Genomic DNA, 23,717 nt, shown 5'->3' on the forward strand with positions numbered 1-23,717 from the left:
GCAAGTGCCGTACAGGCCCCCTCCCTCGCGAATGCCTTAAGGGCATCGCTCGACCTCCCCCGGGCTGCGCCGGGGGAGGTTGTTCTGCTACGTCATGGTGACATCGAACGAGTTGATAACTGTTTTAGATCAACACCCGCTTGCTCCCATCCTGCAAACCATTGATTCCCTGGTAATCCTGAGCCAAACGAATAAAGGACCGTCTCGGATGGATCATCGATTCTGGGTAGGAAACCGAAGTAGTTCTTCAGCACACTGTCGGGGAAGTAAGGCAACCGATCTCTTAGCAATTCCACCTTTTGATCTTCTGACAATTCGGGACCAAGCTCTAAGAACTGTAGAAGTACCCAAGCCAAGTGATTCACTCGACTTCTATTGGTAAACAACCTTTTTAAAGTTGTCTCAAGAGGATTCTCAATGTAATAATCACCAATCGAATCCAAAGATCGATCGTCTTCAGCTCTTCGGTCAAACTGACACCAAGTCGCCACGATGGCACGTCGCCGAGACTTGTTTCTCGATTCGGTGTCGGCGACAAAGTTGACGTATTGATCGAAATCATTCTCGTTGAGGCTCTTCTTGGTTTCAGGACGCTGCAGCTCGGCGATTATCGCAATCTCGACAAAATCCGCTGCCTCTTGCGACTTCAAGTTGACACTGCGGCGAGCGGCGCGGGCAGCGAGCCACATCAGCTGCAGTTTGCTTTGATAGTCGTCCAACGCTGATTGATCGAGTGGATTCATTTCTAGTCGTGTCCGCGATAGATACAAATTGCCGATAAGTTGCTGGACTTCATATTCACCAAGCCTGATGCCTTGGTAGCCAGAACCCGACATGATTTGCTGCAAACGATCGATTTTGTCTTGAGTATCGGACTGTTGTTCAGCAAGTTCCAATCGCCGCTCTACGGTCGGGTTGACGACCGTGTTTGGCTCATCAAGACTCCGATTGAAACGGAACGGATCGTAGTGATTGGGTGACTCACCAATTTGAGACCCTTCTTTACGCAGTGCCACTTTGACATCATCTGGCATGTCGGGCGAGTTCAAGACGAACCATGTTAAATCTCCGATCGGAAGCGTGATAGCAAACAGCAGAAGGGCTGCATGGAAACACCAAAACCGCCTTCCGAAACGCCGGTCCATCCAACGTCTCATCATCCACCATGTCGCGATGAACGGTACGACTGTAAGAATGACGATGTAAAGGATCCGTGACGAAACCGAAAACAGCGTGAAAAACACGTACCCCAGTGCCATGTAGGCCACGATCGGACTGCCGATCACGCTCAGCACTGGATTGCGGACTAGTTGAGCAAACCACTGGGAATATCCATAGATGAACGCCAGAAACCAAAACGCTAACCACAGCGGTAGCTGATCTTCGCTTGGGTTTGCATTGATGTAGCGAGCTAAAACGAACAAGTAAAACAAATTTGCCAGGCAAACAAAACCGAACGGAAGCAGTTGCCTGGTCAGCCAAGTCGTTCGTGGCGAGACGCCGTGTTCCGCAAAATAGCGAATGCGATCACGGTGATTGTCGCTCTGAAAAACGAGCACGCCGATCCACGACGTTGCCAGCGTTACCACAAGAATCGGAAAAACGAAGTTTCCGCTCGAACCGTGCCAACCGGCTGAGTACAAAGCGAGCAGCCCGACCAGGACGCTGGCGGACAGCAGACTCAAATAGGCTTTCTTGTTTTGATGGAAGAACTGCCAAAGCATGGCGGAACTTGGACGCAGTACCGATTGGCTCGTTTGAATCGACGCGTCGGACGCCCCTTCAAAAATGTGGTACGGATTCGGGCTTAGCCGTGAGCTTTCCGGTGCAAGCGTTTGCCGGGCAACGCGGTTCATTGCCAAAATTGCAACCGACAACGAGACGCCTACCGAAACAAGACACTGGGGCAATGTCTCGTCGTAACGGGAGTTGCCATAGTTGTAGTAAGGATCTTGTAGGTATGCGATTCCAAACCGAAGGAATGCGGGAATCACCGCCAGTGGGACAAATGCCAATAGCGAGGTCATCGAATTTTCGAATTTCCAAGCGGTTAGAAATCCGATCACGAGCAGGTAAAAGGAATTGAGTACCCAGTAAACCAGCCAGGTGGTTTTCAGAGGATTGGAATCGGGAGCGTAACTCGGAAAAAGACGCCACCCCATCGATTCGAAGAAAAATGAACACAACAGCGTAAACACCCAAAGACCGATCCAACCCAAGAAAGCAGCGATGAATTTCGTCTTAACAAGCCTGTCTTTGGCGAGCGGCAGGGAGCAGAGCCACGCCAGCGATCGCGTTTCCTTTTCTTGACTGATAGAAATCGGACCCGCCCCGACTGCGAACAATGCCGGGATGCCGATCAAAACGTAGCCAGACGACATCATTTCCATGCCCCAGCTCATCGGTCGCATTTCGATCAAGGCAAAACATAGCAAACCGAGCACGGCGACGACGATGAGCAGCGGCGTTAGCTGGCGAAGCTCTTTCCGTAGATGGACGACGTTGATCATGATGGTTCCACGACCTCCGCTGCTAAGGATTGTTCCGGTGATGGTTCCGAGCGAAGTGCGGCGATGCCGCGCGTGCATGCAACGAACAATTCCTCCAGCGATGCCGCACGGTCGCGGACGCCGTTGACTCCGTTTCTGGCGACGATTTCATTGCAAATCTCTGGCGAAAAACCCTTCACGATCATGCGCCGTTGGCGGCCTTCCGTCTCTTCGCTGAGTACTTCCGCAGGTCTCGGTAGCGACGGGATGGACACCAGTGGATCGTCAAGGTTGATCGTCACCTCGCTAATCGAATCCTTCAAGTCGGCCAATTCACCGCATAGTCGAAACTTGCCTTCGTGCATGATCGCCACCGTATCGGCTACTCGTTCGACTTCGGAAATTTGATGGCTCGACAAGAAGACCGTTCGCCCCGCCGATGCCCGATCGACCATGCTTTCCAGAAATTGTCGACGAACGAGCGGGTCTAAGCCTGACGTTGGCTCGTCGAGAATCAGCAGTTCGGGGTCATGGGCCAGAGCAAGAGAGAGGGCCACCTTCGCTCGTTGCCCTTTGCTAAGCACCTTCATCTTTCGGTGCTCGGGAATCTCGTAATCGGAAATCAATGCTTGATACGTCTCCACAAAACCTTTGGGGTAAAACGATGCGGTGAACCAACCGATCTCCGCGACGGTCATCCAGTCGTACAGGGCGGGGGCATCGGAGACGTAGCCGATCCGTCGCCGAATTTCCAGAGCATCGTCGATGGGGTTGAGACCACAAACGCGGACGTTGCCCGATGTCGGCTTGAGAAATCCGGTCAGAATCCGAATCATCGTCGTTTTGCCCGCTCCGTTTTCACCCAATAGCGCAAACACCGAACCGCTGCGGACATGCATGTCCAAACCATTCAAAACATCGCACCTCGGAAACCGCATCTCCAAATCCGTTGCGACAATCACTTCGTTTCGATCGTGGTCTTGTTGGCTCACTTGCGATTCTCCGATTTGGATGACGAATGGTCCGAGAGAGGTTGTTGGCTGATCGTGGTCACGTTGCCTTGAAGAAGTTTTAATTTTTCGGCCACGATCACGTTGATTTCGTCAGCCGTCAGCCCGCCGTGGAGAGCTTCGCTGAGCACCATCGAAATCCTTTCGCCGAGAAGCTTCATCCGAAAGTCGCGGCACTGATCGGGCGCGGTATCACATACAGCCATCCCGCGACCGCGAAGCGATTCGAGCACACCGTCGCTTTGCAGTTGCTGGTAAGCACGAGCGATCGTGTTGGGATTGATCGCCAATTGCAGACTCAGGGCGCGTACACTCGGCAATAGCTGGCCGGGCCTCAGCGTTTGTTCGGCGATCGCAAACTTAACCTGACGAACGATTTGTTCGTAAATCGCGACCCCGCCCGCTGGATCGATGGAGAAAAACATGATAGCTCCGCACGCAAGTGCTTCGTACTAGTGTGATAGCGTGATAGTACAGTTGGCGAGCGAGGAAGTCAAGCGATGGCTGGGATTTTTTGTTTTAACCCAATTTGATAACGCGGGGGGGGCGTATGCCCAGCTTTTTGGTTTTGTCGAAAAGTCGCTTCGCGACTGATTACGGCAAAATTCAAAACCCAAAATGGACCAAACCAACGAAACAAGAGGGCATGTCAAAGCCACGTTTTTGACTACCTCGGCTTTTGGCAACCCCGGTTTACGCCCCGCCGCTACCGATACGTCACAGAGTTGCCTGGTCAGGACGACATCACTGCCAAGGCTAGCGTGGTTTGCTGCTCCAATCCCCCATGCCCCAACTGGTCACCAATCGCTTCCAATCTTCGATCAATCGGCCGCAGAGAAACGCGGCGTTGGCGGCGTAACGCGGTACCAAACGACGGGGATCGCTGAGCATTCGGTGCAACCACTCCATGCCGAGGTTTTGCCAAGTGATCGATGCGCGTTGAGACGTTCCCGCAATGAAATCAAACGAGGCACCGAGCTGAATACTGACGGGCACGTTCAACCATTTGTAGTGCTCGTGAATCCACTTTTCCCCCTTCGGTTGTCCGAAAGCCACTAGCAGCACCTGGGCGCCGGAACCTTTGATCCTGGCATCCTGCTCGCGTTGCTCTTGCTCATCGAGTGCTCGAAACGGCGGAGATTCGACGCCAGCGATTCGTAGTCCGGGATACATGGCTGCCAACTTATCGGCACACTTTTGCGCAACGTCTGGCTCGCCACCCAAAAAATAGATCCCCCAACCTCGTTGACTGCAGCGTTCGGCCAAGTCATAGATCATTTCACTTCCAGCGATGCGCTCGGGCAGCGACACTTTGTCGAGGCGACTGCGCAGAACAATCGGTTGGCCATCGGCAACAATCAAATCGGCATCTCGGGTGATCGCAGCCATGCTGGGGTCTCGATGATGCAACATGCAATAGTTCAAATTTGCGGTGATCACGTAACTTGGCGAATCGTTTTCAATTGCATGATCGACCAACTGTTCAATGCGGTCGATCGATTCGTCGAATTTGACTCGGTCAAACGGCACATCCCAAACCACACATCGCTCCAAAGGAGTGAGTTTTTTGGTCTGCGGAACACTGACTTGATTTGACTTCGGCACAGTTTGCAGAGCGGATGCGGACATCGAATGAACTCGTTAGAAATGGTCAAAAGCGTACGTGGACGATGAAAACCTAGCTCACAACTTGAACGGTTCGCGTTAGAACGATCAGGCAGAGATTGAGTTTGGGCTGCGTCGAATCGGCGAGGGCTCCATTTTGGGGGTTGCACCGATTATGCGTCCTACTGCAGTCAACCGGACTCGGTTGTGCTAGGATCCGATTCATGAAAAATCCTCATCGAAAACTAATCGTCCTCTCCTTTGAAGGGCTGGCAACCGCCTCTCTAGGATGCTTCGGGTCATCGTGGAACCAAACACCTGGGATTGACTCACTGGCCGCAACCGGCAGCGTTTGGGACCGAATGATTGCAAATCACAGCAATCCCAACGAAGTCTTGCGTCAATGGTTCACCGAAAGCGGCAGTCGATCTTGGATCGAAGCGTGGCAAACCATGGGAAGCGTCGATCTGATCACCGACAAACCAGAGATTCCAAAACTTCAATTGGACGTCAATTTTGACAAAACCGTGCTGGTAGGGTTGACGCCACCTAGCGTTCAGGATCGAGCGTGCGAGGAGATCGAGGAAACTCATTTGGCGAAGTTGTTTGCAGCCCTTCTCGACCATCTGGAAAGCAGTTCGGATGCCAGCGTGACTTGGATGCACTCTCAGGCTTTAGCGCTGGCCTGGGACGCGCCACGATGGCTTGTCCCCCAAGACGAGGACGGATATGAACTCGAACCTCCATCGGACACCCCTGATCTCCTCGGCGACGACTGCGATGAGCTAACCGATGCTGGCCCTGCAGCTCCAGCTTGGTGTTTTGACGAAGCGACACCTCCGTTTTACGCAATTACAAAGAACGACCACCCCGATCAAGTGGTTTCGTGGATGCGAACCTACGCGTGTCAAATCCAATTGATCGATCGGATGATCGATCTGCTCGCAGAGGCTACGGAAGAAAACGGGGCAACTATCGTTGTCGTCGGAGCGAGTGGTTTTTCGTTAGGGCAAAACGGTTGGGTCGGTCACCGGGCCGGTCCACTGAGAACTTGCCATCACCACCTGCCGCTTATCATTCGTCGTGCAGCATCGACACGAGTGGAGTCGAGTTGCCATGGCCCGATGCGAACCAGCCAAGCGACCGTATCGAGCGAGCTGAATCGGCTATTGATTGAATTAGCGGAAAGTGACAACGCTCTGATTTCGCCATCGGCTTGGGGGCAATCACAAAGTGAATTCGAGCCCCAGATCGTCACCGCTGGGGAGGAAGGTGAAGTTGCGATCACGACTCCGCATTGGTACATGGTCCGTCAATCCGATGGCGAGACACCGTTGTTCTTTAAGCCTGATGATATCCAGGACCACAACAACGTCGCTCGAATTCGCAACGACATCGTCGAACGCTTGGAAGAAAGTCTGTAAACTCGGTAGCCACCCGTTGTTTCCTTCGCCGAGACAAGCTCAATGGAAGGATGTTCGTTTCATGATGGCTCTGATTGACAACCCACCTGAACTCTGTCAACCGTTGCGTCGGAGATTCATTAGGAATCCCAATACGCCAGCTATTGGTGCAATCAGAAACATACCAATTGCCCCCATGAATTGCCCGACGGCTTGGGGATTCCGCGGATTGAATAGTGGTGCAACGAATGCACCAATAACGCCAAATCCAATAAAGGCAACAACCAAAAAAATAGACAGCCAAACCCGCAGCCACGCGCAACGGAAGTCTCGTTTTCCCGTCTCGACGAATTTTGCTTCTGGTTCGGTGCAGGAGAGCGATAAGCCGATCTAGTCTGCAGGATCACTGGCGTGAAGCTTCCAATTGAGGCACTCTGAAGAGCGGTTGTTGCTACTTGGGTCCCATAGGTCGCTGAGGCCATTGCCCGCTGGGGCTTGTGTTGGCGTGGCCACTCCAGGGGCCGTTGAGAGCGCCTTGCATTTCGGACAGCGGACGTTTTGGCCCTCCAATTCGGGACGAATTGACAAGGCGGCTCAGGTCGTAACCTTCTTGTTTTCACATGCCTTTCACCTGCTTTTATTTTTGGCTGCTTGGGGGAACACTGATCTTCACTAATCGAGTCCTGTTTTTTTTCATGAGTGCGGATTAGTGAAGATTCGTGGCTCAAACTGAATGCTGGCCGCTTCGTGGATATTTTTCCACTCGGAGGTCAAGAAGTCAAAGCTGCTTATCGTTTATTGGGAACACTAATCGGCACTAATCTTCACTAATCGAGTCCTGTTTTTTTCATGAGTGCGGATTAGTGAAGATTCGTGGCTCAAACATAATGCTGGCCGCTTCGTGGAAATTTTTCCACTCGGAGGTCAAGAAGTCAAAGCTGCCTATCGTTTATTGGGAACACTAATCGGCACTAATCTTTACTAATCGAGTCCTGTTTTTTTATTAGTGCGGATTAGTGAAGATTCGTGGCTCAAACTTAATGCTGGCCGCTTCGTGGAAATTTTTCCACTCGGAGGTCAAGAAGTCAAAGCTGCCTATCGTTTATTGGGAACACCAATCGGCACTAATCTTCACTAATCGAGTCCTGTTTTTTTTTATTAGTGCGGATTAGTGAAGATTCGTGGCTCAAACTTAATGCTGGCTGCGTCGTGGATATTTTTCCACTCGGAGGTCAAGAAGACAAAGCTGCTTATTGTTTATTGGGAACACTAATCGGCACTAATCTTCACTAATCGAGTCTTGTTTTTTTTATTAGTGCGGATTAGTGAAGATTCGTGGCTCAAACTTAATGCTGGCTGCTTCGTGGATATTTTTCCACTCGGAGGTCAAGAAGTCAAAGCTGCTTATTGTTTATTGGGAACACAAATCGGCACTAGTCTTCACTAATCGAGTCCTGTTTTTTTCATGAGTGCGGATTAGTGAAGATTCGTGGCTCAAACTTAATGCTGGATGCTTCGTGGATATTTTTCCACTCGGAGGTCAAGAAGTCAAAGCTGCTTATTGTTTATTGGGAACACAAATCGGCACTAATCTTCACTAATCGAGTCCTGTTTTTTTTATTAGTGCGGATTAGTGAAGATTCGTGGCTCAAACATAATGCTGGCTACTTCAGAGACGAGAGTTTTCAATCACTTGGGTCTCCGATGACGGTATCCAACATTCTCGGCCGTCGGCTAACTCGACGAGCAACCAGTCAGATCGTTGCTCGACAATTTCGAACTCCAGTCCATCATGGAGCGGTTCATGGAACGCGGTGCTGTAGCTGTACGCCGGACCTTTTCGTCCGTAGATTTCACTGACAACCACGACCCCTTCTTTGCCTGCATGACGAGTGGTGACAAACCAGATTCCAAAGAGGGCGATTGTCACGATCAACGGCAGCAGCGACGCGACCAAACTGGCTCGCGTTCGATAGCGAACGTGAACTAGCAGCAATCCCCAAAACAGCATCGATACGACAACGCTTGCGGCGCAGACCCAGCGAACCGGTATCGAGGAAATCTTGAGTGAACCATCTTGCTCGACCACATCGAGTGTCAATGCGCGAGCTGCTTTCAGGTTCTCTTCAATCACTTCGTCAAAGGGACGATAGATCTCGGCTTGACGGTAACAGCCGATCGCTCGCCCCAGTTCGCCCGCTTGGAACCAAGCGTTTCCAGCGTTGAACCAGGATTCACCGATGCGGACGCGTTGCCGAGCGGATGCTTCGTACTTCAACGCAGCCTGACAAAATAGCGATTCCGTTTCTGGCATCCCCGTTGGCAATTCGACTGCCGTGTCGAACAGCGACTGCGCCTCCGACCAATCCGATGCTTGCAGTGCCCCAGGCGTAAGTGCGATGACCGCGGCAAGAAGGGGAACCGTGCGGCGGAGTCGATCATACAAACGGCGTGAGAGCGAATCGAGATTAGGAACCTTGGGCAACGGTTTTTCTGCTGAAAAATCAGCGGCATCGCTGGCAGCGTGCGCGTCGAGAATTTGACGGATCTCTTGCTCGGGCACTCCAACTGAATGAAGATACTTCTCGGCATCGCCCGAAGTCCAAGCACCCGCTGGAACGGAAAAACGGGTCGCCAAGAAATGCTGAAACGCATTCCACTTTTCGACCGTTCCGTCAGGCCGTTTCCGCAGTTCCCGATAGGCATTGGCACAATCGCGGTAGGCATCGTCAACCGCTCGCCTTCGCCGCTCTCTTACCCAAGGGAGAAGTAATGCGAATAAAATCGGGCCAGCCAACAACAGCATCCAAACGTTCTCGGCAAGGAGTCCAACGATCATGTTAAGAGTATCATTCATCCTAGTCGGTTCCCGGTTGTGCCAGATCCCCGCAGGCTGATCCGTCAGTGTCGCATCAGCTTGCAAGGTTCGAATATCAAAATAATCACGTCCATCGCGTGCCCGCACGTGCAGTGGCACCGCCGATGTCTGCAAGAAACGGTAGCTACCGGAGTCAGGGTCAAACAACTGAATCTGTAGCGACGGAAACGCCGTTACCTTGGTCGTCAACGGCCTCGCTCGAGCACGAAAACCGGTTCCGTCGGGATACCACTTGCGGCCCAATTCACTCGCCACTGAAAATCGTCCACGAAGACTCCGCTGTCGATCGAGCGGTGGAAGTTCCAGCATACCGTGGGGCGAATCGGATCGCACCCGCAAGTCCACTTCCATCACTTGCCCCACTTCAATGTTATCGGTACGGAGCGTTACCTCGACTTCGCAAGGCGCGAACAAACCACTGAAACTCTCCGAACGTCCCTCGGTCGGCAACGGTAGGACTTCCAATGTAATCGGCTGTGATTCAGCGTAAATCCGATCAAAGGCATTCAAAGAGGACATCGGTTCAAACAAACCGTTGTTAAAATATGCTGCATAGGGAGAGAAGTGACTGCCATCCCCTTTTAGGTAAGCACACTCCAACCGCGTCGCCGGCAACGATACTGTCCCAGGTTCGGAGAACCGCAAGAACAAGGAACAGGTGACAACACCAAGCTGCAGCGGAGAATCCTGCGGAGCGACGCGCCGGGCAATGATTCGCCGGCCTCCAAATGGCATTCCCATTTGTTCCGTTTCCGGAGCGGTTGTGCGTGGCACAACCGTTTCGATCGAAGCGGTATTAAAGAAATCGGGAAAACATCGCAACGAACGGATTCGATTGGTCGAAAGCTGACTTTTCCACGTGACCTCCACTCGTAGCGGTTGCCCCACGTACACGACCCGTTTCTCTGGACGAAGCTCAAAGCTCATCTCCGAGCTTCGCTGCGGCTGGCTAACCATGATCTGAGTGGCCTGGGTCTGAAACGAGGTCGACTCCGAGGAGAATGTCAACGAAGGAAAAACCGCTAAACCCGAATGACGTGGAACAAAACGGATCACTGCCACCGAAACATCGGCCCCATCTTGCTTCACGGTGGTAACGTCCACACTCAATAGTGAGATATCTTCACCACCACTCATCCTGTCGTTGGGCAATTCGTCTGGTTGCTGAACCACGGTTGGAAATCTCGCGATCGCTGTTGCCACCACGTCCGTAAACCAAGACTGCTCCTTCATCTCTAGCTCAATGGGCGCAGCATCAACCGCAGCAGCTTCGATTTCATTGGCGCAGGCATGGCCCGTAAACACAACCGCAAGCATCAGAGCGGTATAGAGGCAGAGTCTCACCAGTCTTTCTCCACGCTTTTTTGGTTGCTTTGAGCTCGCTGCTGTTGACGAAACTGTAGGCTGCCTTGTTCTTGTTGCAAAATATCGTCCACGGAGTAGTTGGGTAACGGCAATGGCTGCATCGCAGCATCACTGGCATAGTCTCCTTGGCCTTGCATCGATGCCGACGTGGACTCATCGGAATCGCTCGGTTCCATCATGTCCCAATCCTCTTCCTCGTCCTCCCAATCACTTTCGTCGGAATCCTCCGATTCATCACTGGCCATCAAATCAAGAATCTCTTGGATTTTCTGTACCGCCACTTGCTGTTGATCGCGTGCGTCGTCCCAGGTGTCCCATCGTGCAAGCATCTTCTCCGCACGCTCTTGCGCCGAGACCACCTCGGCCATCAAACGGAGAGGCTGTTCCAGGAAGCTGGCTGGAGCGGCTTGGGTTTCCATCCCCGCTGGCCTCATCGCTTGGTCAAGCGATTTCATTTGCTCTTCAATCGCAACTCCTTCCTGTCGCAGAAGTCTCTGTGTGTCAGCGAATCGCTGGGAGTCCTCGGGAGCCGTTTCCGGTTCGCTTGTTGGCGGGGCAGGATTCGCTCGCCCCCGTTGTCGTGACCTCGGTGGCGTCCTCCGCGGCGGGACTTCGCTTCGCAGCTGGACCTGTGTACGCTGCAATTCCCGCAGTCGATCGACAAGCTGTTGCACTTGGTCTTGTAATTCCTGATTACGAGTATCCTCTTCCTCGATGCGGGCCTCGTAGCCCGTAATCAATTGTGCCGTGGAATCCAATCTCAACGCGGACCGTTGAAAGGAAGGACGCATTCGGCGAGCGGCCAGGAACGCCAACTGAGCCTGGCGTGCCATCAAAAGTGCCGTTCGCGGCTCTGACTCGGCAACGGCTTCCGCCTGGGCCAAGTGACACATTCCTCGATTAAACTCCAAAGACGCACATTCGGAAAGCGACAACTGACCGCTCGGCAATTCGGCCTCGAAAGCGGAGTAGGCTTCCAACGCCTCCTCATACTGACCTTGCTGTTGCAACTGCATCGCCACACCGAATTGCTGCTGCGTCCGCGGATCGGCTGCTTGCAAAGTTGCCCCAAGCGTTGTGGAAAGTAGGACGATCACGACCATCGCCACGAGGCGTGCCTTGGCAATCATTCGCTCGGCATACATCAAGAGGACCAATGCGAAGACGATCAATGCAAATCCAGCTTCACGATAAACCGTGTAAGTATCGGTACCTGAGGTTCCCGAAACCGGTTTGTCGACAACGTACTCGGCATACATGTCAGCCAAGTCAAACGCGGCGGTTCCAACGGGGTGATACACGGCATCGCTAGAAAGTGATGCCAACTCTCGTAAACCTTCATCATTCAATCGAGTTGTCACAATTCGATCCGCATGCTTCACATAAACCGTCTTCCCCTCGTCGTCTTTGATTGGAATTCGAGAGCCTGAGTTGGCATCACCGAGGCCGATCACCAGCAATCCCAATTCGTGCTCACCGAGAATTTGAGCCACCCGACGATTGTCGGCGTCATGATCTTCACCATCGGTAAGAACGACGAGATCTTGCATCCCCTGTCGATCATCCGACAACATGCTGCCAGTCGATTTTTCGACGGCTGACAACAGTGTGGTACCGCCGAAATCAACCGCTCGCGTGGTCGCTTGGTCCAACATGAAACGAACGAAGTCATAGTCATACGTCAGTGGACAGAGGATATTTGCGCTGCCGGCATAGATAACCAACCCCGCTCGCTCGGATTGAAAATGAGCCAATGCATCGCGAATGCCATTCTTCGCCGCTTCTAAGCGAGACGGATAGGCATCTTCAGCCAACATGCTGCGTGAGACATCAAGGACAAACACAACATCGCGTCCTCGTTTCGAAATCGAAAACCGCTGTGGACTGTAGCCGGGACGAGCAAGTGCAAGGATCAGTAGCGCGACCGAAAAGAGCCGAATGCGATCTGGCCAAACACTTCGCCGCAGCGAGTCGTCAGCCCCCATTTGCGTCAACACCCCATCACGACGTTGCCGCGCACGTTTCATCAGAATCGCCAACGGGACCAGCAGCAACAGCAGTGATAGCAGAACCGGGTTTTGGAACGTGATCGGGCTCATGGCACTGTCCTCAACCAAGTCGCTTCGATCAATAGTGCAGGCAAGAGTATTAGCAAGGCAGCGGCCAAGGGAAACCAAAACCACTCGGCAATTTGAGAATACTCACGAGTCGCAATTCGGGACCGTTCGAGTTGATCGATCTCGGCATAAACGGCCAATAGCGAATCATAATCGAAGGCTGTTCGAAACACTCCGCCTGTTTCCTGACTGATATGCTCAAGTACCCGTTCGGCTTCCGAGAGCTGCGAGGATTCCACCGATTGGCCGGAAAAGTCACGTGGTCGCTCGCCAAGACTGATACAGTAGACACGGCATCCCCACTCCTTTGCGAGACCCGCCGCCTCCACCGGCATGTGTTGGCCTGAATTGTTTTCGCCATCGGTCAGCAGAATGATGACGCGGCTGGCGATCTCGCCCTCCAACGATTGCATCTGGCGGATCTCGGGATCATCAAGTTGCTTTAATCGCGCCGCCGCGATCGCCAATGCGTCGCCGTAGCCGGTTCCGTCTTCATTCGGACGGTCCTGGATTTCGAGATCGCGGACCAGCTCCAACAGTGCGTCATGACCAAAAGTGAGCGGGCTTCGCGTATCGGCATACCGCGCGAATGTGATCAGCCCCAACAAATCCCCTTCGCGTCCGTGCAATTCGTTTCCATCCCCTGCGATAAATCGTTCAACCAGTTCCTTGGCTACGTCAATGCGGCTACGCGACGCACCTTCAGCGAACCTCATCTCCATACTCATACTGCTCGACACATCGACCAATAGTTCGATGGCGATGCCTTCGGAAACTTGCATGGAATGCGTCGAACCAGCCTGCGGGCGTGCCAATGCAATGAGCAGTAAAGTAAAACCAACGACGCGAAGTGTCGGCGGAATCCAAAGGTAGCGAGCGCGACCCCGGTTGCTATCGTCCCACTGCTTTAGTGACGGCACCGATAGACTTCCACGCTGATGACGCCACAGCAAAGTCAACGCGATAGGAATCGGCGTGAGTAGCAATAGCCAAGCATACGCAAAGCTCATTGCATCGTCTCCTCACGCAATAAATCAAGAAGCACCGCTGGTTCCCGCCGTTTCCCATAGACGGATTGCTCGATTTCGCAGCGTAGTTGCGGCGATAAGTCACCACCACGATGCGCCAAAATCTGTTCCAATAAATGCAACGGAACCGAACCGGATTGCAACTGTTCAACAGCATCGACCATCGGGTCCCATTGCACATCGCCACTCGCCATCGAGGTTCGCGGACGCTTTCGGTAGAGGGCAGCCGCGACCAAGAGGAGAAGCCCCGTCAGGAAAACCGTCAAATAGCGAATTCCCAAAGAGGTCGCATCGTGGTCATCAACCGCAGGGGGTAATGGCTCGGGGGCATCGCTAAGGTCCATCGACTCAAGCGGAACCACGTCAAGTGTCACCGAGGGCAAGGCAATGGTCTCGGTTCCATTGGAATCGGTCAGCTCGACCTGGACGTCGCTGATTACCACGGTCCCAGACGCGAGTGGCTGCAACCACCAACATTGGCGTTGTTGATACCGACCGTCCTTCAACGACACCGGAAACCGCTCGATAGACACAAGATGAAGGTTCGGGTGCGAGGGAACGTGCAACTCGAACCCCCCAAACGTCTCACGGTCCATTTCCACGATCAACGCGCAAACGTCCCCTGGCTGGACTCGAGCCGGATCAAACCGCACCGAAACCCCAGAAACCGAAACCCCAGAAACCGAAACCCCAGAAACCGAAACCCCAGAAAGATCCGCAGCCTCGGCGGATGTTGTCAATAGGCATAGCTGCAGTGCGAACACACTAAAAGCAACCCCAACGGATTTGCCTTTTAATCGCATCGCCGGTTGCGAGGATGAAGTCATCCGCGCAGTAGGTTGTACGGACGTGCCCTCATTTCTTAGCGGCATTTTTCTACGGATGATCTTCCCGATAAGTCTCCACTCCACTCTCAATTTCGCTTAATGGTTTGGCTGTCATACAGCCATTCTAGCAACAACGATTCATGATGGTATAGAGCCTTGGTGTTTGATTCTGATCGCATGGTCACATCGATTGCTGGCCACAGCGACCAAAACACCTGACCAACGACCGTTATCCACCCGTTTCGTTAGCCACGCGTCGTTGTCGGGAACGAAAAAAGCTTGTCAGGGCGGTCACGCAATCCTCTCCGACCGCGATTTCCATCAAATCAACGCCACTTTGAAGCATCTCCTCTTGCAGTGTCACGTGGTGTTTGCTGCCCTGTTGATGGCGGCTTCGCAAATCGATATACCGGCTGGTTCCCGATTCGGCATCCTGCAATTGAACCAACTCGGTGCATGACGACAATTGGCTCACCGGATCGAGCACATTCACAGCATTGACATCGTGCCGGATCGAAAGTGCTCGGAGCTCTTCGAGATAGTCATCGGCAAAGAAGTCAGAAATCACAAACGCGATCGAACGTTTACGAGCAATGTGGCCAAAGTGGGATAACACGTCTGCGAATTGTGTCTGGCGACCCTCCGGTTGAAAACTCAGCAGCGCATCCATAATGCGTAAGGCATGCGACGAACCTTTGCCAGGCGGCACCATCAACTCAACATGATCGGAAAACAGAATCAAACTGACTCGATCGTTGTTGCGTAGTGCTGCCATCGTCAACATCGAACCGAGTTCCGCGATCATGGCTCGTTTTTGTCCACCTGATGCCGTCAGGATCGACGAGGAGACATCGACGAGCAAGTAAAGAAACTGCTCACGCTGTTCGATGTACCTGCGGATATGAGGCTCACCCGTCCGCGCGGTCACCTTCCAATCCATCGCACGAACGTCATCGCCTGGTTGATATTGACGCACATCCTCAAACTCAATCCCCTGGCCGCGAAAAACGCTGCGGTATTCCCCCGCCAACAGGTGCTCGACCGGTCGGCGACAGCGAAGTTCGAGTAGAGACAATTGAGTAGCGGTGTTTTGGATCATGATGTCGTCACAGGAACGGTCGACAACATTTGGTCGAGCAGGTCATCCGACGTGATCGATTCGGCTTCGGCGCGATAGGAGATTGCCAATCGATGACGCAGCACATCATGCGCAACGTCCTTGACATCTTGGGGAACCGTGTAATCCCGCTGCTGCATCAATGCGTTGCCTCGCGCCGCGAGCGAAAGGTAAATGGACGCTCGCGGGGACGCACCGAAACGAAGATAGCGATCAATGTCCATTCCATATTGACGAGGATGCCGCGTACAGTCGACCAGACGGACGATATAACGCTCGATTTTCTCATCCAAGAAGGTCGCCTCCAGGGACTCACGCATTCGCATCAGTTCATCGATCGTGAGAACGGGTTGAATCTTGTAGGCAGCCTTGGTCGTCGCCATCCTCTGCATGATTTGCAATTCTTCGTCCATCGACGGGTAGCCGATCTTCAATTTGAACATAAATCGGTCCACCTGCGCCTCAGGCAGCGCGTAGGTGCCCTCCTGTTCGATCGGGTTTTGCGTGGCAAGCACAAGAAACGGCAAAGGAAGATTGAAGGTTTCCTTGCCCAACGTCACCTGCTTCTCTTGCATCGCTTCGAGTAACGCGGACTGGACCTTCGCGGGAGCGCGGTTGACTTCGTCTGCCAACAGCAGATTTGCGAACACCGGCCCTTTCTCGGGGCTGAACGTATGATTGCGAGGATCATAGACTAACGTGCCGGTCAAGTCGCTCGGCAACAAGTCGGGAGTGAATTGGATTCGGCTGAAATCAGCATGAATCGCCTGGGCGAGACAGTTCACGGTCAATGTTTTGGCGATTCCAGGAACGCCTTCGAGTAGCACATGACCGTCGCAAAGAAGCGCCAACAACAAGCGATCAATCAGGCTCTGCTGACCTACGACCAATTGACCAATCTCGCCCCGCACCTGTTTCAGTTTCTCACTGCAGTTGATCGTTTGGGTTCCCATGAGGCTTCTTTAACGTGTGTCCAATGTTGTGTTTGCTGGACAGTCTATTGGCTCAGCGTTGATTTGAAAATCCGCCAAGCAGAGAATGTAAAATGCAGTGAGTAGGCTGTTGACTAAGGACGTCATGAAAAATAGCGTTTACATTTAACTCACCTAATAAACGGATCATTCCGTTCTTACGTTGATCTGAGTCCACAACTTAACCCCCTCTCCCAAACTTCGTTTGGGGGAGGTCGAACGCGGCGTCAAGCCGCCGTTCGGGAGGGGGTGCCACGATGTACTTCGTGCAAGGCTCTACGGGCCCCCTCCCTCGCGAACGCCTTAAGGGCAACGGTCGCTCCCCCGACTGCGCCGAGGGCGGTACAGCAAGCGTAAACGTTATTGATTTTGACGGCCTATCGAAGCACGCGAGATGGCTGCTGGGCCAATTGCCAATAAATTTGCTCTCCGTCGCGGCGGGTTAGCAGCATGTTTCGTTTAGCGGCGGGCAATCCTTTACGAACGAGTTCGTAAAGATCGCGAAGCATCGATTCGTTGTCGCCGTAATAACTGTGCCCGAGGAGGCTCAAGTCGATTCCGCTAACATCGATCGTTTCGACACCTGGGACGACGACGATGTTTGCGCCACTCTCTCCGGCTCGTGGATAGCCGTGGACGGTTTTCGATGCGATCAATGCTTGGTCGTCGGAGGAGGCATACAGCGTCACTTGGTTGGATACCTCCAATAGAGCCGGAGCCAAATCGCGACGGAATCGATCCGCATCGACATCGGGAGCCGCCAGCACGATGCGGTCGAACATCGGCACGGAATCGCGATCACGAGGATCAAGCTCATATCGAATTTGCTCAATCGCGGCCGTCATCGCCCGGTTGCCCATGCTGTGAGCGACCACATTGATAGAATCCGCACCACTCTCTTCGGCCAACTCCAGTAAGAACTGTTTCAGATGATAGATCGTCCATTCCGAATTGTTCTCGTCGATGGTGTATCCCATCAACGACGCTTGACTCGGCCAACTGTAACAAACCGGAACCCCTTCAAATGGCAAATCGACCGCGATCTGTGCCGTTCGCAATACGGCGGATTCGAAGTCGACGTTGTAGCCATGGATGAATACCAACAAGTCACGCTCGGGTGACTTCGCGATCATGCTGGACATCCGTTGTTGGAAATCGGTTTTCCCCAATTCAATCGCACTGGTTAGAACCACATGTTTTTGCTGATCTTCGCGGACTTCAAAATGCAGCAAGCTGGGGCGTTCCACCAAGCCACGCTGATGCGAATCGGGCACCGTCACCTCACAAACGCCGCGAACCAGTTGACCGCGATCCGACGTGTAAGTGACACCATGCTTTTCAATGTTTGATTGCCCAAGTACCACCATCGCTGCGGCCAAGCATCCCAGTAGGCCGCCAGCTAGCATCGACAGATTGCCCGCCTGCGTTCGCCCACGAAGCCAACTCATTGCGCCAAACGCGAAGAGCAGCAGTGCCATACCGGTCAAACCTACAAATGCGGTGGTTTGTCCGCTGAGCTGATAATTTGACAGTTCGATCGGGCTGCGATCACGGTCGGTTGCATAAAAAACCTGAACGGTCGCGAAGCCGTCTTCGTTCGGAGCTTTTTCGTTCGGAGCCCCTGCGTTCGGGGCCCCTGCATTCGGGGCTCCTGCGATGCGGGCGGCTTCGGGTTGCACCTCGAAGGATGGAGGCACCGACATTTCCATCCTGACGGATGACGCACTCTCGCTAGGGGCCGACGGATGGGGAGCAACACGCACCGTGCTAGCCGATCCAGGGGCCGTCATGCTTGGGGCCGTCATGCTACGGGCCGTCATGCTTGGGGCCGTCATGGCCGGAGGGTAATCGAGTGGCATCGCCTCCGCAGCTGGTGGAGGCATTTCAACAGGAATCGATGGCGCGAAATCATCGGCGACATAATCGCGTTCCGATGCCGGTTCGGCATGAGCCTGCTCCGATCGGCCTGATTCGGATTCTGCTGAACAACCTGCGAATAACGACAGAAAAACTCCAGCCGAGAAGCAAAAAGCGAGACAGACTGTGGGGCGTTTCGGTTTGAGATAGTTCATGCGAGCTTTGCCTAACGCGAGAGACGGATCTAGCAAAACTCGCTTGTACCAACAAATACCGGCCAAGATCAATTGCGATTGCCGACACTCATGGGGTACCCATGGGGCGTCAATTTGCCGTCAATGCGACATCCGTCCAAGTACCATCGGCTTGCGAACTCTCGATTGCTGCAGCGATGAATGCGATGCCCATCCGTCCATCTTCGACATTGGCATACTTATTTCCATCACAATGGAATGGTTTGCCATCGAGATAGGCTCGCACATCTTGTTCAAAACAGCGATGAAGCCGAGCAAACGCATCGTGGAATCCTTCGGGATGTCCAGGTGGGACTTGCGGCTCATCGAGCAAATCTTGAGGAACATCCCCGAGGAATCCATCGTTTGGCGATACCCCGCCGCGGAAATACGTTCGATCGGGTTGTCCCGCCAGCATAATCGTCAATTCCTCAGGGGACTCTTGCGACCAAAGCAGGGTTCCCTTCGATCCATTGACCTCGATTCCCAAATTGTTCTTGTGACCAATCGCAATTTGAGTTGCCCGGACGAGTGCTTTCGAACCATTGGAAAGTTCACAGTAGGTCGTGAAATGGTCATCGAGCTTTCGGCCTTCTACGAACGTTTCGACATGGGCTTGCACTCGAGTGACGTCCAATCCGGTGACAAAGCGAAGTTGCATCAAAGCGTGAGTCCCGATGTCACCGCCGCAGTTACTAGCACCCGACTTCTTCGGGTCGACGCGCCATTCGGCTTGTACGTTGCCGGTATCCTCGGTTCGATCGGCCATCCATCCTTGCAGGTATCGTGAATCAACCCACCGAACATCGCCTAACAATCCGCTCTTGACAATGAAACGCGAAAAGCGAGTGGTCCAGTGTCCAAGGTAAGTATGAGCGACACCGAAGGGTACCTTGTTTTCTTTGACCGCCGCGACCAACTTGTCGGACTCTTCGAGAGAAACCGTTAGAGGTTTCTCGCACATGACCGGGATGCCGGCTTGGACGCACTTCATCGCCGGATCAAAGTGGACATGGTTGGGGGTAACGATGAGCGCGTAGTCGATACGTTCACCCACCGGCTTCTTCAATTCTTCTTGGATCATTTCGTCATAGCTGCGATAACCTTTTAGTGGATACGCCCAATTCTCAGCCTCTTTCATCGCCGTCTCGGGATCGGGATGCAGTGCCGCTGCGGTGACTCGCCGCGTCCCGTCAAAATGAATCGCCCGTTGATGAGGATGAGAAATAAACGCTCCGCCGCCACCGCCGATAAGTCCCACGTTGAGTTGTCTTTGTGCCATTGATTGAACCTTCCAAAAAAGTTACGACTCGATTGTTCATTTGCTACCCCAATGGTAGCGCTGAAGATTACCAAGCGACGATGCCTTTCATCCAGCAGAATTAGCAGGAAATCTTACCACAAACCACTCGACGCAAGAACCACCCGAACCGACTTCACACGCCCTCAATTCGGCGACGAAAACACTTGCTCGACATGCCGACACGCCTTCGAAAACTCATCACAACTTGCAAAAGCAATACGTGGGACAAAGAACCGATACCGGTTGTTAAACTGAAATATCAATCCATATCGATTGCCGCGAACGTGTCGGATGTGTGACCAATCACACTGGACCGCGGTGGAGTCTTGTTGCAGGAAGACAAATTGATCGCATATCAACATCGCGGTCGCCTTTGATGTCGCGTCTCCAAAAGGAGCATTGCGACGGTTCAGCCAAATTCCAACGATCGCAGGCATGACCAAAATCAATCCGACAAGCGTTGCGATTCCGCCACCTGCCCAAAGAGGTGGGGCGACACGGTTGTAGTGTGCCGTCCAATAAGGAGTCCACGTTGTCGAGCAGTACAAATCCCAAGCCATCCATAACAGCCACACGCCAGGCACCAAGGCGATTGTCCCCAGGATGACTCGAACGGCCATTCCCAAGCGATTGGCATTGCCAGACAAAAGACTATGTTTCCAGGTTCCGATTCGGTACGCCACGCTTCGGTATCCATCGTTAAACCGCTTGGGCAACGCCCCGCGTTCCGCAGCAACACGCAGCCCGTTGGGCACGCGGTTTAACGTAGCTTCCTCTACATCGTTGCTGACCAGCGGTGGTTGAATTTGTATCAAAGCACTACGCCGAATCGAAAGCCTTCGCCACCAATGTGCATCCTCGAATTGACTGGCGGTCACGATAATCGGATAGCCCCATAGCTGATCCTTGTAGCCACTCGAATTGACTTCGCTACGGCCCGAGATCAAAGCGGCCCAAAAACGGATTCCGGAGTAGTGCAGTTCGATCGCTGTGCCGTCGTAGTTACCATGAACCGAATCGCCCAACCACGGAGACCTGTGGATCATCCGCTCGGCACGATGTTTCCCCGAGTTGCGAAGCACGGTGCCGTAGACGATCCCAGCGGTAACCAAAAGAAAGAAAACCGATGCGACCCAACTTTCTAGAGAGTGCCAATTTGTTGGGAATAGATTAAAAAGATTAAATAGTTGCATGGCAATAAGCACGGAACCAAAGAACAATGTCGACATCACTTGGACCGGTTTCCCGAGCGTGTGAATCATCTCTTCTCTGGTAGAAGTTCCAGAAATCTTCATCACGGACGATGGCGGAACGTCCGGTTTATCCTGATCAGCAAGTTTGGACTCGCTAAATTCGGAAGGCGGCAGATAGGGGTTCACGGTTTTTGATGCGTCTTCGTTCATTCGTTTACTATAGCCGTTATTTACGACACCAAATTGAGAGAGAGAGCGACTTCCATTACCATCGAACGACGACTCAATGGCGACTTTGAAAATCTCTTATGCCCCAAACGCCACAGGCATTAAAGTTTGCCCATTTGCCCTGTCTTTCGCCGGAAAACTCGCTAAAACCGCACCCCCCAACTTTGTACTAAACAATCGGCACCGCGGGGGACGATTCAAACAGTGATCGATCGGATGCGATCCAAGTGGGATCATTCCTACGGGTTGCTCGGCAATTGCGAATGCAGTCTCAAAATAGAACAAGGAAGGCCAATGAAGTTTCAACACAAAAGACGCAGGTGGATTTCTCTCCTCGTCGCTCCCATTATGGGGACAATCTCCATCGGATTCAGCGGAAGTGTGGTCGAGGCCCAAACGGGCTGTGAGCCGATCTGCGACCCCTGTGCACCCGTACAACAGGTGATTCCCTGTGTGCCATCGGATACACAATATTCCGGTGCAGACTACTACCGGGCTCCCGATCAACATGTTTCCCCGGCGACTCCCGTGACCCCCGCGCCTCAGCAAGCGATCCCTGAAACATCTAGCAACGCGGATTCCCAGTCCGTTCCTTCGCAGTCATTGCTGTCACCGAGTGACTTTTCGCCGCCAATCACTGATGTCAATCTGTCCTCTGGTTTGGCGACCAATTTTGGGTCGGGCGGAGCAGGATCGCTGGCGTTCTCCGATTCCTTCGTTACTCCTGGTTACATCGAGAGCGCAAAGATCCAAACGCGAGTGCGTCTTCGTTACGACAATATGACGGGTGCGAACAAGCCATCACGCGGCCAATTCCTCTATCCATCGCTCGGAGCCTTCGGTGGTGACGGTCCACCAGACGGCGGTATCGGCGGCGGCGGCGGTGGTGGCGGCGGCGGCGGCGGCGGTGTAGGCATCGGCGGTGGCTTGGGTTCGGCCGATGTCGATCTCGAACAGGTTTCGACTTACATCGAAGTTGCACTCCGCGAGCGATTGTCCATCTTTATCGACGTTCCCATCCGCTGGATCGGCCCTATCAACTTTGGTGGACAAGCCGGCTTCACCGATGGCACACAGCGCGGTGCAGGTGACATTAGCGCCGGCTTCCGCTGGGGGCTTATCGATTGTCCCAATGAACATCTGACATTCCAACTTCGAACGACTCTTCCCACGGGTGAACCACTTAGAGCCATCGGAACGGGTAACACAACGATCGATCTTGGCTTGTTGTACGACCAACAACTGACTTCAAAATTGTGGTTCTTCTCGGAAATCAACGATTGGCAAACACTCGATGCCGTAACGCTTGATCCAGCCACGATCAGCAACCCGAACTTGGCGAGCCAGGACGCGAACATCCTTCGTGGAGGCGTGGGCTTAGGTTACGAACTGTTCCGCGGCGGTTCATGTTGCCAACCGAAGAAGTTGACGCTGTTGACGGAAATCGTAGCATGGACAGTACTTGACGGTGTCACCACTAGCTTGGATCCGAATGTCAATACGGTCGAAGATGCGACCGGTGATACGATTGTCAACGGAAAGTATGGCTTACGTTACAACCAAGATCAAAATTCGATCTATGTTGGCTATGGCCACAATTGGACCAACGATCGTTGGTACAGCGATCTGTTCCGACTCGAATGGCAACGAACTTTCTAAGTTCTTGTGTTGAAACCTAAGATGAAATGAATCTCGGTTGAGTCTTCTCTCAACCGAGATTTTTTTTTGACGCCCTAACCCGGATGATTCATTAGCCGTTTTGGCGATAGCGGCCTGTCGATTTAATCGGTTTGACTCGACTTATTGTTTGACGCCAAGCCATAGGCGACCGCTTTTGGAAAAGCTGACGCCTTCGGCTAAGCGTTAAACGATTAAATCGACAGGCCGATAGCCACGTCCCAGAATTCCTTCAATTCACGCCATTGGAGCTTACCTCCGTTTGACGGAGCGTATCAAGTTCATGCTGACAAACCACCCCCTTGGGTTGCGAATCCTAAATGAAGATTCTCTTTGCCATGCCATGCCTGGAAAAACCATATTCGTTTACAAGCGTTTACGCATGTTGTACCTCTCACGTCCCCAGCCGCCTTGCG

The 23,717-nt window shown here is 53.1% G+C and carries 15 protein-coding genes; 2 read left to right on the forward strand and 13 right to left on the reverse strand.

The window, feature by feature from the left end:
- Positions 1-92: 92 nt before the first annotated feature.
- The 4 genes from Q31b_RS17335 to Q31b_RS17350 form a co-directional block, all read right to left on the reverse strand.
- Complete coding sequence (locus Q31b_RS17335) at positions 93-2,588, reverse strand: UbiA family prenyltransferase (RefSeq protein ID WP_197171718.1); 2,496 nt, start codon at positions 2,586-2,588, stop codon at positions 93-95.
- Entirely contained in the window at positions 2,507-3,427 is a 921-nt protein-coding gene (locus Q31b_RS17340) for an ABC transporter ATP-binding protein (protein ID WP_146600998.1), read from the reverse strand. The genes Q31b_RS17335 and Q31b_RS17340 overlap by 82 nt, the downstream gene beginning before the upstream one ends.
- Positions 3,428-3,477: 50 nt before the next feature.
- Positions 3,478-3,924, reverse strand: a complete 447-nt coding sequence (locus Q31b_RS17345; RefSeq protein WP_146600897.1) for a GntR family transcriptional regulator — start codon at positions 3,922-3,924, stop codon at positions 3,478-3,480.
- 331 nt (positions 3,925-4,255) lie between these two features.
- Positions 4,256-5,128, reverse strand: coding sequence for a WecB/TagA/CpsF family glycosyltransferase (locus Q31b_RS17350; protein ID WP_146600898.1), 873 nt, complete (start codon positions 5,126-5,128; stop codon positions 4,256-4,258).
- 200 nt (positions 5,129-5,328) lie between these two features.
- Here Q31b_RS17350 and Q31b_RS17355 point away from each other — a divergent pair, with 200 nt between their 5' ends.
- Positions 5,329-6,528 carry a hypothetical protein gene (locus Q31b_RS17355; protein WP_146600899.1) on the forward strand — a complete coding sequence of 400 codons (1,200 nt, stop codon included), beginning with the start codon at positions 5,329-5,331 and terminating at the stop codon, positions 6,526-6,528.
- 1,648 nt (positions 6,529-8,176) lie between these two features.
- On the opposite strand, the gene Q31b_RS17360 is transcribed toward Q31b_RS17355, so the two are convergent.
- The 9 genes from Q31b_RS17360 to Q31b_RS17400 form a co-directional block, all read right to left on the reverse strand.
- Positions 8,177-10,729: a BatD family protein gene (locus tag Q31b_RS17360; RefSeq protein ID WP_146600900.1), complete on the reverse strand. Its 2,553-nt coding sequence runs from the start codon at positions 10,727-10,729 to the stop codon at positions 8,177-8,179.
- Entirely contained in the window at positions 10,726-12,849 is a 2,124-nt protein-coding gene (locus Q31b_RS17365) for a vWA domain-containing protein (RefSeq protein WP_146600901.1), read from the reverse strand. Before Q31b_RS17365 ends, Q31b_RS17360 begins: the two co-directional genes overlap by 4 nt.
- The gene (locus Q31b_RS17370) at positions 12,846-13,877 is read right to left on the reverse strand and encodes a vWA domain-containing protein (protein ID WP_146600902.1); all 1,032 of its coding nucleotides are present in this window, start codon (positions 13,875-13,877) and stop codon (positions 12,846-12,848) included. The genes Q31b_RS17365 and Q31b_RS17370 overlap by 4 nt, the downstream gene beginning before the upstream one ends.
- Positions 13,874-14,722, reverse strand: a complete 849-nt coding sequence (locus Q31b_RS17375; RefSeq protein ID WP_146600903.1) for a hypothetical protein — start codon at positions 14,720-14,722, stop codon at positions 13,874-13,876. Before Q31b_RS17375 ends, Q31b_RS17370 begins: the two co-directional genes overlap by 4 nt.
- Before the next feature lie 229 nt (positions 14,723-14,951).
- Positions 14,952-15,821: a DUF58 domain-containing protein gene (locus tag Q31b_RS17380; RefSeq protein WP_231617646.1), complete on the reverse strand. Its 870-nt coding sequence runs from the start codon at positions 15,819-15,821 to the stop codon at positions 14,952-14,954.
- Positions 15,818-16,792: an AAA family ATPase gene (locus Q31b_RS17385; RefSeq protein WP_146600905.1), complete on the reverse strand. Its 975-nt coding sequence runs from the start codon at positions 16,790-16,792 to the stop codon at positions 15,818-15,820. Before Q31b_RS17385 ends, Q31b_RS17380 begins: the two co-directional genes overlap by 4 nt.
- A gap of 395 nt (positions 16,793-17,187) precedes the next feature.
- Positions 17,188-18,882, reverse strand: coding sequence for an alpha/beta hydrolase (locus Q31b_RS17390; protein ID WP_146600906.1), 1,695 nt, complete (start codon positions 18,880-18,882; stop codon positions 17,188-17,190).
- 109 nt (positions 18,883-18,991) lie between these two features.
- On the reverse strand, positions 18,992-20,182 hold the full coding sequence (locus tag Q31b_RS17395; protein WP_146600907.1) for a Gfo/Idh/MocA family protein: 1,191 nt from the start codon (positions 20,180-20,182) through the stop codon (positions 18,992-18,994).
- Positions 20,183-20,346: 164 nt separating this feature from the next.
- Positions 20,347-21,606: a hypothetical protein gene (locus Q31b_RS17400; protein ID WP_146600908.1), complete on the reverse strand. Its 1,260-nt coding sequence runs from the start codon at positions 21,604-21,606 to the stop codon at positions 20,347-20,349.
- Between the two features lie 312 nt (positions 21,607-21,918).
- On the opposite strand from Q31b_RS17400, the gene Q31b_RS28395 reads away from it, so the two are divergent.
- Positions 21,919-23,283 carry a hypothetical protein gene (locus Q31b_RS28395; RefSeq protein ID WP_197171720.1) on the forward strand — a complete coding sequence of 455 codons (1,365 nt, stop codon included), beginning with the start codon at positions 21,919-21,921 and terminating at the stop codon, positions 23,281-23,283.
- Positions 23,284-23,717 lie beyond the last annotated feature (434 nt).

It is taken from the genome of Novipirellula aureliae, assembly GCF_007860185.1.
GTDB classification, from domain to species: Bacteria; Planctomycetota; Planctomycetia; order Pirellulales; family Pirellulaceae; genus Novipirellula_A; species Novipirellula_A aureliae.